This is a genomic window from Paraburkholderia sp. SIMBA_054 (genome assembly GCF_046534875.1).
GTDB lineage: Bacteria > Pseudomonadota > Gammaproteobacteria > Burkholderiales > Burkholderiaceae > Paraburkholderia > Paraburkholderia hospita.
In genome coordinates, this window is sequence record NZ_JAWRXV010000004.1 from 12967 (window position 1) to 25281 (window position 12315).

Sequence of the window (12315 nt, forward strand, 5' to 3'; positions counted from 1 at the left end):
ATATGTGCGGCAGCGCACTGAACGATCGCGCGCGGCACGCTATTATCCCAAAGATAACCAAGAACCGCGCCGCCTTCTCCCGCGCGGCCTTCGCTTTGGCGCGCGTCGTCCAACCGCCATCACGGTCGTCACCATGCACAAGCAAGCCGTCAACTATGCACTGGTTTTCGCCTGCGGATGCGCTGCCGCGATCGACACATTCGGCGCGGATTCGATCGGCGTCGTCAAGACGGTCAAAGGCTCAGTTCATATCGAGCGCACCGCGCAAAGCATGGACGCCGCCGTCGGCAGCGAGGTGTTCAAAAGCGACCGTATCGTGACGGGCCCCGCGTCTTCCGTCGGCATCACGCTGCGCGACAATACGCTGCTTTCAGAGGGCTCCAGTTCGGTGCTGGAACTCAACCAGTTCGCCTTCGACACCACCACCCATGACGGCACGCTCGACGCGACGATCCGGCGCGGATCGCTCGCGGTCGTCGACGGCAAGCTGGCGAAGGCCCATCCGGAAGCGGTGCGTTTCAGCACGCCGACCACGACGCTCGGCGTGCGCGGCACCGAATTCATCATCGAGGTCGGCGACGGGGAGAACGGGCATTGAGGCCCGCGGCACTGCGCCGAAGGCTCACATGGTGCGCAACCTGCGCGACGCTGGCGTTCGTTTCGGCATGCAGCTCGACGCCCGACAAGATCACCTTGCTGCCCGATCCGGACGGCACGGTCGGCAGCGTCATCGTGCGAAGCGGTAACAAGACGCAAGTCATCGACAAGGCTTACGCGACGGCCGAAGTGGCAAAAGGCGGCGCGATCGAGCAGACCGCGACCACTCCGGCCAATGTCGAAGCACGCTATGGCGAGGTACTCGCCGCGCAGCCGCCGCGTCCGAAGACCTACACGATCAACTTCCTGTTCGACTCGGCCACGGAACTCGCGCCGCAGTCCAACGCCACCGTCCAGCAACTGAAAGCGGCGCTCGCGACGTGGCCCGCGCCGCATCTCACTGTAGTGGGCCATACAGACCTGGCGGGCTCGCAGGAATACGACGACAAGCTGTCGATGCAGCGCGCGCAGACCGTCGCGAAGTTCCTCGTCAAGGCGGGCATCCCGGCGAAAGAAATCGAAACGGCGGGGCGCGGCAAGCGCGAGCCGCTCGTGCACACGGCGGATGGTGTCCCTAACCAGATGAATCGGCGCGTCGTCATTACAATCCAGTGATCCGGGTGATCCGTCACTGCGCCTGTCACGGGCATTGATCTGCCGCTGCCGACATGAAACGCTTTCGCGACTACTCATGGCTGATATTTTTCATGAAGCTGATGAGGGCGGGACAGGGACGCCCCGTCGCGCTCGCGGTGCTGCTCGGCCTGAGTCTGCTGAACCTGTACAGCGAATCGCCCGGCGTCATTCCGCGGCCGGCGCTCTTCGACAAGCTCGATGACATGGTGCCCGATACGTTCGGCACGGCGCGGCAGCTGCTATTCGATCACTACCAGCGCCGCTTCCCACGCATCCCGGCCTCGCAGCCCGTGACCATCGTCGCGATCGACGACCGGACGCTGGCGGCCGTCGGTCAATGGCCGTGGCCGCGCAACCGGCTGGCGAGCCTCGTCGATGCGATCGCGGCGCAAAAGCCGCTCGCGATCGGCCTCGACATCTACATGCCCGAGGCCGATCAGACCTCGCCGGACAAGGTCGCCGACAACCTGCCCGACTCGGCCGCCGCGCTCGCGGCCGGCTTGCGCGCGCTGCCTCGCCACGAGACCACGCTCGCGAACTCGCTGCGCGCCGCGCCTTCGGTTCTAGGCGCCGCCGCCGTCGATCACGCCGCGTTCGACACCAGCACCGACCTGCGCAGCGCGCCGATTCTCGTGCACGGCGTCGACCCGCTGAACCGGGTGAAGCGGTACACCTACGTGCTCGCGAGCCTGCCGGAATTGCAGGCGGCGGCGCACGGACAGGCGATGCTGAATGTCGCGCTAGAACAGGGCACCGTCCGGCGCATTCCTCTCATCCTCGGGTTGGGCGACAAGCTCGTGCCGTGCATGCCCATCGAAATACTGCGCGTCGTCACGGGCTCGGCGGCCGTCGATGTGTATGCGGACACGGCGGGCATGCAGTCAGTCGGCGTCGCGGATGTGCAGGTGCCCACGCAGCCCGACGGCGACATCTGGCTGCATTTCGCGTCGATACGCTCGATGCAGCATCGCTACGTCTCCGCACGCGACGTGCTGCAAGGCCAGGTCGATCCCGAACGCTTTCATAACAAGCTGGTGCTGGTCGGGCTGACGGGAACAGGAAACACAGACATGCGCACGACCGCGCTGGGCGAACTGGTGCCGGGCATCGAGATTCAGGCTCAGATCATCGAGACGATTTTCGACGGGCGTTTCCTGCGCCGCCCTGTCTGGCTCAAGTGGGCCGAGACGATCTTCGTCCTCGCATTCGGGATTCTGATCATCTGGTATCTGCCGCATACCGATTCGCGTCTTGCGGCATTCGTGCGGGCCGTGCCGAAAGCGTCCGCGGTCCTCGGCTTGCTGCTCAACCTGCTGTTGCTCGCGAGCTGTCTGCTGCTGTTCAAATACGTCGGCTTGCTCGTCGACGCAGCGTCGATTTTCATCATCCTGTCTGCGGTGATGGGCTGCTTCTTTTCGACCGCATTGCTCGACCTGGGCGTGCAAACCAGGCGAGAAGCGAAGCGCCGGCGAGCCGGCGCTTCGCGATCTGCGGATCAGCTTCCGCGATAGACCGGACCCTGGCGATCGGCAGGCGCGCGACGGCCCGACTGCGTGGTCATCGCTTCGTCGCCGCCGACGCCGGCGCGCTTTTCGTCCATCATGCCGGCCTGGGCCGCTTCTGCCGCGAGTGTTTGAGCGCTTTGGCCAGCCTGCGAAGCCGGTGCGCCGACATCCGGACGATAGTAAGGCGCAGGACCGTAACCGCTTGCGAAAGCGGGTGCTGCCAACGACGCCGAGCTTGCGATGAGCAAAGTAACGATGAGTTTCGATTTCATAAGGACTCCAATTAAATCAATGAACGGATCGACGCGCAAGGACGATGTCCATTGCGTCGTGTCGTGTTCAATGTTGATGGGACGATGTGCAGGGCCGACGTGCGGCACGCTGCCAAAGAGGCTCAAACGAACAACACTTTCCAGGAATCTGAGCAATGCTGTTGACGCCGTGGCGGCCTCGTCAAACTGGCCGTCGTTGTGCCCGCGGCTACCAATGCAGGGGTTGTGCCAGCCGGGCTATGTTTGTCGCCAACTTCCGTCAGGCAGTTGAAAACAAACAGAATTGCTGCATTGAAAAGCGAATCCGTTCGACGCGCAAGGCGTCATGTTGTCGGGCCGCTGCCAACTGTTTTCTATTTGATGTACGTGGTCGCCCAACAGAATGCAGTCGCAGCACTACGACGTCTTTAACGAAGCACTGAATGACACGCTGATGCCGCACGACAGGATGCAAGCAATTGGGCCGCGAAACACGACGCTCGATGCGTGCGCGTATCGCGGCCCATATCAGGCACTCTGCGTCGACCCTGGATGCATTCAACGAACCAGGGTTCAACTCAATCGGCGCCCGCCCCCCATCCAATAAGAGCGGGCGAAATTGGCAGTGCGGAACACACGTCGCGCACCGCCTTTTGAACCACACAGCGCTATCCCCGCGCGCAGCGCCCGTTATTCGTCACACGTCGCGAGCGCCGACTGCTGATCGACACTGCACGCCGTCCCGCCATTCGCTTCGTTTGCACCTGAGTTGCCACGCATCCACGCACGGTACTCGATTGGGGACTTGCCCACGCACCGGCGAAACAGCTTGCCAAGTCTATCGCCATTGGTCAGTCCAACGCGTCGCGCCACTTTGTCCGCAGGCAGCGAAGTCTCCGCGAGCAACTGGCACGCACGCTCGAGCCTGACTCGTTGCAAATACTCCGACGGCGACGCGCCAATGTATGTCTGAAAGTTGCGTAGCAGTGTCCGCTGGCTCATCGCGCAGGCTTCGGCGGCGTCGTTCACACTGACGGCGCGATGGCAGTTGTCCTGCAGCCACCGGGCCGCTGCGCGAATTCGGTCCCCCGCCGTATTGGTTGCGTCTACGGACGGCGAAAGCCATTCGCTTGAATCCACGAATGATATGCAGCGCAGCGCTTCGTGCGCGATCGATTCGCCGAAGTCCGCGCGGATAACTTCGAATGCCGCTTTGACCGCATTACCCAGTTGCGCCCTTCGACGGCGCGTCTGTTCGTATCCGCTGACCGTGCCTTGATTGTCGGTTCCGTTCGACGTTTCGAAGCCTGCTGTGAGGAACTTGATGCGCGCACCATTGGCCTTCATTCGTTGCAGCCAGCCACCTAATGAAGGCGTATCGCAGGCCGCTCCCGAATGCGCCCTACCGGCGACGAACACGTGGGCGAACGTTTCGTCACCGTTCTTCGGCAATTCATCTGTCGCGACGAACAGCGAGCGATCGCATTTGACATGTCCACCGGCTTCGGACAGAAATCGCATCTCGTATCTTTTCGAAGTCTCGCTCATCGCCATCGAGCACGCGCATTCAAGCGCCTCGGCGATGGCGCCTATCCCTAGCAGATCGCACGATTCAGTGAGTACGAAAGCGATGCGTTGTGTGGTTGATGATGCGCTGATCTGCTTGTGTAGTATCCATTGCAAGTTGTTCTCGACGAACATGGTCTCTCCCGCGTGCTGTGTGAGTGGCATGCCTGCGCATGCAATGACTTCTAAGACGATCGTTTAAGGCATTCGCTTAAACGCGAACGGAAAATCGGCTCGTGACCCGAGCGCAGCCCGACGCCGAAGGGTTATCTGTCTGAAGGTTGGTGCGAGGTCATTGCGCAGAAGCGCTGCGTCGAACATCGTCGCCTCCGGGCTAACGGTTGTAGTGACGTGTGTTGTCCTGGACCCATCGACTGGCGTTGCTTCACCCCTTCACAATGGGCATTCAATGCATGGCGCATTGGAAGAGCAGCATCCATGCCACTCGGATAAATGGCATGGAAAGGGATGTTTTGAAGATTACGTGCGCAGTGTTTTGAAGATTTGTCTTGTAGAGTGCACAAATTCGCGGAACCGAATTTGTCAAATCGGCAAGTTTTTCATTCGATGAGAGAGCGTTGCACTTGCCTGCAACTCTTGCTCAATCGCGCGGATGACTCGCGACAAAGCGCACAAACGCGTCGTAGGGAAGATTCAAAGTAGCGCCGTCGACACACGCGGCTTACCCCTGTCCGCCATGGTGCCTTCGTTGCCGACCCATGCCCGCGTCTGTATCGTGAGATCGTGCATTGACACACGCGACAGCCATCGACCCGAGGACCACCCATGACCACTCCGGCAGACACGCCGCCCGCTTCACCCATCAGCACCGACGTGCTGATCATCGGCGCGGGACCCGTGGGGCTGTTCGCCGCGTTCGAGGCGGGCGTGATCGGCCTGTCGAGCCAGATCGTCGACAACATCGAGCGTGTGGGCGGGCAATGCATCGAGCTGTATCCGGACAAGCCGATCTACGACATTCCGGCGATACCCGTATGCACCGCGCGCGAACTGGTCGACCGGCTCGTCGAGCAAATCCGGCCCTTCGCTCCGCCGCTGCATCTCGGCCATCGTGTCGAAACGGTCGAGCGGCTCGACAATGGACACTGGCTCGCCCGCACCGATAAAGGACTGACATTCGAAGCAGCGGCCATCCTGATCGCGGGCGGCAACGGGTCGTTTGTCCCGCAGCGTTTGCTGCTAGAAGAGGCCGCGCCGCTCGAAGGCCGTCACGTTCACTACAGCGTCCCCAAACTCGACGACTTCGCCGGCAAGAAAGTGATCGTGGCGGGCGGCGGCGACTCCGCGCTCGACTGGGCATTGGCGCTGCGCAAGGTTGCACAGCACGTCACGCTCGTGCATCGTCGCAATGGTTTTAGCGCGGCGGACTCCAGCGTCGCCAACATGCGCCGCGCAGTCGAAGCGCGCGAAATGGATTTTGCGGTCGGCACGATCACGAGCCTGAGCGCACCTGATGGGCAACTCCAATCGGTCGAGCTCCGACAGGCCGAAGGCTCTGCGCATCTCGAAGCCGATCACGTGCTGGTGTTGTTCGGTCTCGTTGCCGATCTCGGTCCGATAGCGAAGTGGGGAATCGAAGTACAAGGCGGACGCATCACGGTCGACACGTCGAACTACGAAAGCACGTGTCCCGGCATCTTTGCGGCGGGCGATATCGCGGGCTATCCGAACAAGCAGAAGCTGATTCTTTCGGGATTTCACGAGGCGTCCCTCGCGCTTCGAAAGGCGTACAACTACGCGTTTCCCGACAAGAAACGCGTGCACATCCATTCGAGCTATGACACGAAGCTGGCAGAGCGCGTCGCCGCGTCTCACGCGTAGTAGATCGATCGCCTTTGCCGCGACGGGATGCGCGTCGCGCTTCGTGTATAAAGGAGGAAGCCAGAACCAACGGAGCGCTCCGTGTCCGAAACGCCGCCGTCAAGCACGAACCCAAACATCGAAGACTCGCGTTCACCCACGTGGCGTCGCGCGACACCGTGGGCCATCGGCGCCGCAGTCGTCCTGTTGCTCATCATTCTGTTCGCCGTGTTCAGTTCGTCGCGCAGAAGCCCGGACGAACGAGCGCTGGGCGAACTCGGATTCATCAAGGCCACCTGCAGCAACAGCGACGGTTCTGCCGCACCACCTGACTCCGCCTGCCTGGCCTTGCGTGCAAAGCCGACGCTGACGGCATCCGAAGTCGCGGCCGCTATTCCGCACCTGAAGGATTCGGACCGCAAGATCGAACTGAACCTCGCCAATACGCAAATCGACAACCTCGATCCGCTGAAAGAACTGGATACTCTGGATTCGCTCGACCTGACGGGCACGCCCGTCTGGAACATCGATGCACTCAAGGACATGCATTCGCTAAAGCGGCTCGTACTTCATCGCACGGAAGTAGAGAACATCGCCGCGCTTAAAGGACTGACCGGTCTGCAATCGCTCACCCTCTGGGATACGCGGGTCTCGAATCTCGATGCGCTAAAGAATCTGACCGACCTTCGGCAACTCGACTTGCGCGACACCCAGGTTCGGGATCTCGATCCGCTCGAAGACCTGCCTCATCTGGAAACACTGAAACTCGGCGGCGCGCGGAACGTGCGTGACATCGATGCGCTCGGCCAGCTCACTGCCCTCAAAACACTCGACCTCAACGAGACACAGATCGACAGCATCGCTGCGTTGAAGAAGCTGCGCGACATGCAGGCACTTTTTCTTGCGAACACGCCGCTGCGCGACATCGACGTGATAAAGGGCATGCCGTCGCTGAAAACGCTCGTGCTGGACGGCTCCAAGGTCGACGATATCGACGCGGTGCGCGGCTTGCGCCAACTGGATACGCTCGTGCTCGCCCGCACGCAGGTCACCAGCATCGACGCGTTGAAGGAACTGACCGCGCTGCAGAGGCTGAATCTTGCCGACACCCGCGTCGAGAACATCGACGCGCTAAAAGACCTGAAGAGCCTGCGCATGCTCAATCTTTTCCGCACGAGAGTTCGCAATATCGATTCGCTGAAAAGTTTGACGAATTTGCAGGAGCTGTATCTCGCGAACACCCCTGTCGAAGATATCGACGTGCTGAAGGGCCTCACCGGATTGCGCGAACTCGTTCTCTATGGCACCAAGGCCAGGAACGTCGACGAACTCAAGGCGGCGCTGCCGAAAACGCGCATCGTGTGGTGAGCATTCGACATTTTCGCAACAGGTGCGCAAGGTCACACAGTAGCAGCCTGGTTTTTGATAGTCTTTATCCGACAGCACGCGTGACGTTTAAATGCGCGCTGGCAGAGAAATTCGACCAGGTGTTTGAGTACCGGAGGGTACGCTCATGCTTAACTGGCTTGCAAACCTGATTTCCCATCACGCCCCGACTCCAGAAAAGCAGGCCGAGCGGGCCTTGAGCGAGCTTCGAATGGGTCTTTTCCTGGCGGAGCAACGGGTTCTGGACGCGCAGTTGCAAGCCGACTATTACCGATCCCGCATCGCGTTCTGCGAACAGGTTGCAAAAGCGGGCATCGAGCTGGTATCGGACCGCCGCAAAATCCCGCAGGAAGTCGCTGTCGACAGTTCGCGGCCAAGCCTGAAGCTCACAGCCGCGCAATAGCGGCGGCGGGTGTACACGGTTGCACGGTTGCGCCGCTGCGCGCGCCGCCGTCATTCGCATGATGAGCGTCAGGAATACGGCGTGCCGTCCTTGTGCAGGAAACGGCCGTCGCTGCTGGGGCTCATCATGTCGATGTCGGAGCAGGTGATGACATCCGCGGCCGAACGCGAACCGACTTCGAGGTAAAGGGCCGTCACGTTCGACCTGTTGATCATGTGATGGCCATTGCCGGAGTTCTTCGGAAAGGCCGCGCAATCGCCCGCGCGCAATACGGTTTCGCCGCCGTCTTCGATCAGCGTCAGCTCGCCTTCGAGCACGAAGACGAACTCGTCTTCGGCCGAGTGCCAATGGCGCTGGCTCGACCAGTTGCCGGGCGGCAGGCGCATGAGGTTCACTCCAAAATCGAACAGTCCACCGGCGTCGCCCAGCCGCTGGCGAATGCGTTCAGCGCTGCGCGCGGCATACTGCGGTGGATACCCCGTGCCTTGAAGTTCCGGTATGCCGGCAATGTCGATTTTGGGCATGCAAGACTCCGTCAATCCACGCGAACAGTCCATTCAAACACGGTATTCCCGATTGTTGTGGCATTGTTCGCTCTCGGCGCCTCCAGCGCGGAAGCCCTCTTTTGCAGAATGGACGCGGTCATCGTACGATCGCGTACCGCTGCGCACGCACTCCCACCCGACTCATGAAAGACTCGCCATCACGCTCAGGTTCACTCGGGCCGCTGCCTTATGTCGTCGCCGCGACCTTCTTCATGGAGTATCTCGACACCACGATCATCGCCACGGCGCTGCCGGCGATGGCGCGCTCGTTCGGCACGAGCCCCAACGCGCTCAGCCTCGGCATGAGCGCCTATATGATCGCGCTCGCGATCTTCATTCCGGCAAGCGGCTGGGTCGCGGACCGCTTCGGCTCCCGCAGCGTGTTCTTCTCGGCCATCGTCACGTTCACGGTCGCTTCGTTGCTGTGCGGCATTTCGCAGAACGTGGTCGAATTTACCGCTGCGCGTGTGCTGCAGGGCGTCGGCGGCGCGCTGATGGTGCCCGTGGGACGGCTGACCGTGGTGCGCAGCATCGACCGGAAGCAACTGATGCAGGCAATTTCAACGATCACCTGGCCGGGCATCGTCGCGCCCGTGATCGGGCCGCCCGTAGGCGGTTTCATCACGACCTATGCGTCGTGGCGCTGGATCTTCCTGCTCAACCTGCCCGTTTGTCTCATCGTGCTCATCGCCGTGCTCAAGTGGGTGCCGAATCTGCGCAGCGCCGAACGCCGCCCCTTCGACGCGCTCGGCCTCGTGCTGAGCGGTGCGGCGTTGACGGCCATTCTGTACGGCGCCGATGTGGCTAGCCAGCCGGACATGAATCCCCTCGTCGGACTCGGCATCATTGCCCTTGGGCTCGCGATCGGCGCTGTCGCGTTCTATCAGGCGCGCCGCCAGCGGCATCCGTTGATCGACGTCACCACGCTGAAGATCCCGACGTTCTCTGTCACGGTGGTCACAGGCACGCTGACGCGCATCGGCATTGGCGCGGTGCCGTATCTGATGCCTTTGCTGTTCCAGATCGGCTTCGGATTGTCGGCGTTCAAATCGGGCTTGCTGCTGCTTGTCAGCGCAACCGGCAATCTCGGCATGAAAGCGCTCACGACGCGGATCCTGCGGCGCTACGGTTTCAGGCGCGTTGCGATAGCCGGTAGCGCGGTATGCGGCGTGTTCACCATCGCGTGTGGCGTGCTGACGCCTGCGTCGCCGCTCGCCTGGGTACTGGTGGTCGTGTTCATCTACGGGCTCGCGCGTTCGCTACAGTTTTCCACGCTGGCCACGCTCGCCTACGCGGACGTGCCCTCCGAACAGACGAGCGCGGCCAATACGCTGTGGAACGCGGCGGCGCAGATGAGCATTGGTCTCGGGATCGCCTTCGGCGCGCTGGCGCTGCGCGCGGCAGCGGCCGTCAACGGATCGGGCGGTGGTCAGGGACAAGCGTTCACACTCGACGATTTCCGCTTCGCGTTCCTGTGTGCGGGCGCGTTGACGATCGTATCGGTGTACGGCTATGTAAGGCTCGCCCGCGATGCGGGACACAGGCTTAGCGCCGCGTCACGTTAGAGGCACGCCTCAGTTTCGTCCCACATCGAGCATAAAGCGGATTTTTATGCTCAAGGTTGAATTGCAATCGCCGATATCCGGTGCATGAAAGCAAATGAACTTGACAAGCACGTCCCGGATGACCCGATGTGGCGTGTTGCGCAGGCAGTCGAAGGGAGCGTCCGCACCATTCGCAAGGCCCGCGGCAAATCGAACCCGGAAGACTGCACGCCCGGAACGCTCGAATACGAAGTGGTCACGATGGAGTTTCTCGACGACTGCATCCGATCGTTAGGCGGCGACCCTGACGCGGACGACGAGGAAGACGACAGCTTCGGCGCCGGAGCGATGGGCTGAGCGTCCACTCATACGTGTCGAACCTCAGCGGCTCCTGGCGCGCCGCGCGTCGATTTTTGTCTGATCCACAAGAATGAATTTCGCGCCATGCATTAATGGTGCCAGTATACTTCGCGGGGGTCGCGCACTTCGCGCAGCCCGCGACCCAGCGAACAATCTGGGATTCTTTTCTCGGTGCAGCGACGTTCGGACGCGTTGCCGGCTGGCAGACCAAGGAGATGGCGTGAAGAAACGGTTGGCCTTGCTGACGGCCGAGATCATCTGGCTCTTGTGCTTTCTGGTGCTGGCGGCATTGGCACCGACGCTCTTCGCGAAGATAGTGTTGCTTGCCATCTGCGCGCTATTGGTTTGGCTATATAAGCCCAATAAATCCGGCAGCTAGGCCGAGAAGTACCGACTCCCCATCGCAGGTCATCTTCCCTTCGGACGTCCGGAACGACGTCCAGCGGCGCATCGCCTGTCGCGATCGCCGCCGTGCCGCCAGACCCACCTGGCGTCACCGCTTACGGCACACTCCAGACACACCGCCTCATACTCCCGAGCCGGATCCCTCGGCCACTCCACGCATTCGACAGCGTAGTATTACCCGGTGCACGCGTCGGGTTCGGTGCTTGCTCATAACTCATCGCAGGCGGTGCGCCGATGCTGCACTGTCCCGTCGTCGACATGGCGGTTTATCACATCGTGCTCAACTGGAGTGACAAATGGAAACGACCAAGGCGGAAGGTACCCTTCGCGAAGCTGCGGGCAATGTGAAGGAAACAATCGGCTCGCTCGCAGGCGATGTCGGGATGCAGCTCGAGGGCAAAGCGAATGAGTTGCACGGCAAGGCGCAACAACTCTGCGCGGACGCAACCGACCTGGCGCGCGACGCCATGTCGTCCCGCCCGCTTGCCGTGCTGGCGGGCGCGACTGCAATCGGCTTCGTGATAGGCGCGCTGTGGTCATCGAGGCGTGACACTGCCGACTAACCCAGCCTGGGACGAGAGACCGCGCAGGCCACCCTACTTTCAGGAAGCCGTGAGATGTCGATCCAATCCAAAGTGAACCAGTGGAGCACCGTGAGCCGGTTCTGCATGGACCGGATGGCAGATTACGGCGAACTCATTTCCATCGAACTGGCGCAGGCGCGTGCCCAGCTCGCTCGCGAAGTGATTGCGCTCGTGGCGCTGGCGGTCGCGGGATTGTTTGCGTTGTCATTCTTCTGCATCGCGATCATCGCTACGGCATTGTCCACGCCGTACTTCGTTCAGGTGGCGTGGGCGATCGCGGCGGCGTGGCTGCTGTTGTGCGTGATTTCCTTCATCGTCGTTCGTGCACAAAAGCCGGTGCGCTCTTTCCGCGTGCTTCAGGATGAAATTCACCACGACCTTCAAGCGGTCAAGGAGGCGTTGAAATGACTTCGCGACTGGCGGCGCTTGCCGCGGCTGAATCCGACGTGCGGGCGCGAATGGCCGTATCGCGCGCGAACCTGGTTGCCGCGCGGGAAGCAGCGCGCCTGGTTCCAGGCGCCAGCAGGCCTTCATTGACGATGCGCGCGCGAGAGCTGGTATCGATCGCGCCGAACGTCACGCTGCTCGCGGCAGTGCTTGTCGGTTCGCTGGTGATAGGGCCGCGCAGGATCGTCGGCGTCGTCGTGCGCAACGGGCTCGTTGCGTGGATCGCGAAGACGGTACGGCGTGTCGCGGGGAACTGAGCGTCGCG

At 61.7% G+C, this 12315-nt stretch carries 15 protein-coding genes; 12 read left to right on the forward strand and 3 right to left on the reverse strand.

Annotated features, from left to right (window positions below; genetic code table 11):
• Positions 1-4: 4 nt before the first annotated feature.
• The 3 genes from SB822_RS06020 to SB822_RS06030 all read left to right on the forward strand — a co-directional run bounded on the left by SB822_RS06020 (position 5) and on the right by SB822_RS06030 (position 2744).
• On the forward strand, positions 5-598 hold the full coding sequence (locus SB822_RS06020) for a FecR domain-containing protein (protein ID WP_410854290.1): 594 nt from the start codon (positions 5-7) through the stop codon (positions 596-598).
• On the forward strand, positions 595-1212 hold the full coding sequence (locus SB822_RS06025; RefSeq protein ID WP_007580803.1) for an OmpA family protein: 618 nt from the start codon (positions 595-597) through the stop codon (positions 1210-1212). The genes SB822_RS06020 and SB822_RS06025 overlap by 4 nt, the downstream gene beginning before the upstream one ends.
• Positions 1213-1304: 92 nt before the next feature.
• A complete protein-coding gene (locus tag SB822_RS06030; RefSeq protein ID WP_410854291.1) occupies positions 1305-2744 on the forward strand; it encodes a CHASE2 domain-containing protein in 1440 nt (479 codons plus the stop codon).
• On the opposite strand, the gene SB822_RS06035 is transcribed toward SB822_RS06030, so the two are convergent.
• Both SB822_RS06035 and SB822_RS06040 read right to left on the reverse strand, forming a co-directional pair.
• Positions 2729-3010: a hypothetical protein gene (locus SB822_RS06035; protein WP_007730323.1), complete on the reverse strand. Its 282-nt coding sequence runs from the start codon at positions 3008-3010 to the stop codon at positions 2729-2731. The two genes, SB822_RS06030 and SB822_RS06035, sit on opposite strands and share 16 nt — an antisense overlap.
• Before the next feature lie 669 nt (positions 3011-3679).
• The gene (locus tag SB822_RS06040; protein WP_410854292.1) at positions 3680-4720 is read right to left on the reverse strand and encodes a helix-turn-helix domain-containing protein; all 1041 of its coding nucleotides are present in this window, start codon (positions 4718-4720) and stop codon (positions 3680-3682) included.
• 621 nt (positions 4721-5341) lie between these two features.
• Here SB822_RS06040 and SB822_RS06045 point away from each other — a divergent pair.
• From SB822_RS06045 to SB822_RS06055, 3 genes are all read left to right on the forward strand, one after another.
• A complete protein-coding gene (locus tag SB822_RS06045) occupies positions 5342-6397 on the forward strand; it encodes an NAD(P)/FAD-dependent oxidoreductase (protein WP_410854293.1) in 1056 nt (351 codons plus the stop codon).
• Positions 6398-6478: 81 nt separating this feature from the next.
• Positions 6479-7744, forward strand: coding sequence for a leucine-rich repeat domain-containing protein (locus SB822_RS06050; RefSeq protein ID WP_007580813.1), 1266 nt, complete (start codon positions 6479-6481; stop codon positions 7742-7744).
• 145 nt (positions 7745-7889) lie between these two features.
• Positions 7890-8165 carry a hypothetical protein gene (locus SB822_RS06055; RefSeq protein WP_007580815.1) on the forward strand — a complete coding sequence of 92 codons (276 nt, stop codon included), beginning with the start codon at positions 7890-7892 and terminating at the stop codon, positions 8163-8165.
• A gap of 68 nt (positions 8166-8233) precedes the next feature.
• Here SB822_RS06055 and SB822_RS06060 read toward each other — a convergent pair whose 3' ends face one another.
• A complete protein-coding gene (locus SB822_RS06060; protein ID WP_007580817.1) occupies positions 8234-8689 on the reverse strand; it encodes a cupin domain-containing protein in 456 nt (151 codons plus the stop codon).
• Positions 8690-8853: 164 nt separating this feature from the next.
• Between SB822_RS06060 and SB822_RS06065 the strand changes: the two genes are divergently transcribed.
• The 6 genes from SB822_RS06065 (at position 8854) to SB822_RS06090 (ending at position 12307) form a co-directional block, all read left to right on the forward strand.
• Positions 8854-10275: a DHA2 family efflux MFS transporter permease subunit gene (locus tag SB822_RS06065; RefSeq protein ID WP_039900293.1), complete on the forward strand. Its 1422-nt coding sequence runs from the start codon at positions 8854-8856 to the stop codon at positions 10273-10275.
• A gap of 84 nt (positions 10276-10359) precedes the next feature.
• On the forward strand, positions 10360-10611 hold the full coding sequence (locus SB822_RS06070; protein WP_410854294.1) for a hypothetical protein: 252 nt from the start codon (positions 10360-10362) through the stop codon (positions 10609-10611).
• Between the two features lie 223 nt (positions 10612-10834).
• Entirely contained in the window at positions 10835-10993 is a 159-nt protein-coding gene (locus tag SB822_RS06075; RefSeq protein ID WP_007730341.1) for a hypothetical protein, read from the forward strand.
• Positions 10994-11315: 322 nt separating this feature from the next.
• Positions 11316-11582: a CsbD family protein gene (locus tag SB822_RS06080; RefSeq protein ID WP_007580822.1), complete on the forward strand. Its 267-nt coding sequence runs from the start codon at positions 11316-11318 to the stop codon at positions 11580-11582.
• Positions 11583-11636: 54 nt separating this feature from the next.
• Entirely contained in the window at positions 11637-12011 is a 375-nt protein-coding gene (locus SB822_RS06085; RefSeq protein ID WP_410854295.1) for a phage holin family protein, read from the forward strand.
• Positions 12008-12307 (forward strand): hypothetical protein, encoded by a 300-nt coding sequence (locus SB822_RS06090; RefSeq protein WP_114221784.1) that lies wholly within the window; start codon positions 12008-12010, stop codon positions 12305-12307. The genes SB822_RS06085 and SB822_RS06090 overlap by 4 nt, the downstream gene beginning before the upstream one ends.
• Positions 12308-12315: the final 8 nt, after the last annotated feature.

What these genes read in the sequence shown, in the direction of transcription:
- SB822_RS06030 (WP_410854291.1), top strand. Translation starts at nt 1,305, where the DNA reads ATGAAGCTGATGAGGGCGGGACAGGGACGCCCCGTCGCGCTCGCGGTG.
- SB822_RS06035 (WP_007730323.1), bottom strand. Translation starts at nt 3,010, where the DNA reads ATGAAATCGAAACTCATCGTTACTTTGCTCATCGCAAGCTCGGCGTCG.
- SB822_RS06040 (WP_410854292.1), bottom strand. Translation starts at nt 4,720, where the DNA reads ATGCCACTCACACAGCACGCGGGAGAGACCATGTTCGTCGAGAACAAC.
- SB822_RS06045 (WP_410854293.1), top strand. Translation starts at nt 5,342, where the DNA reads ATGACCACTCCGGCAGACACGCCGCCCGCTTCACCCATCAGCACCGAC.
- SB822_RS06055 (WP_007580815.1), top strand. Translation starts at nt 7,890, where the DNA reads ATGCTTAACTGGCTTGCAAACCTGATTTCCCATCACGCCCCGACTCCA.
- SB822_RS06060 (WP_007580817.1), bottom strand. Translation starts at nt 8,689, where the DNA reads ATGCCCAAAATCGACATTGCCGGCATACCGGAACTTCAAGGCACGGGG.
- SB822_RS06065 (WP_039900293.1), top strand. Translation starts at nt 8,854, where the DNA reads ATGAAAGACTCGCCATCACGCTCAGGTTCACTCGGGCCGCTGCCTTAT.
- SB822_RS06070 (WP_410854294.1), top strand. Translation starts at nt 10,360, where the DNA reads ATGAAAGCAAATGAACTTGACAAGCACGTCCCGGATGACCCGATGTGG.
- SB822_RS06080 (WP_007580822.1), top strand. Translation starts at nt 11,316, where the DNA reads ATGGAAACGACCAAGGCGGAAGGTACCCTTCGCGAAGCTGCGGGCAAT.
- SB822_RS06085 (WP_410854295.1), top strand. Translation starts at nt 11,637, where the DNA reads ATGTCGATCCAATCCAAAGTGAACCAGTGGAGCACCGTGAGCCGGTTC.
- SB822_RS06090 (WP_114221784.1), top strand. Translation starts at nt 12,008, where the DNA reads ATGACTTCGCGACTGGCGGCGCTTGCCGCGGCTGAATCCGACGTGCGG.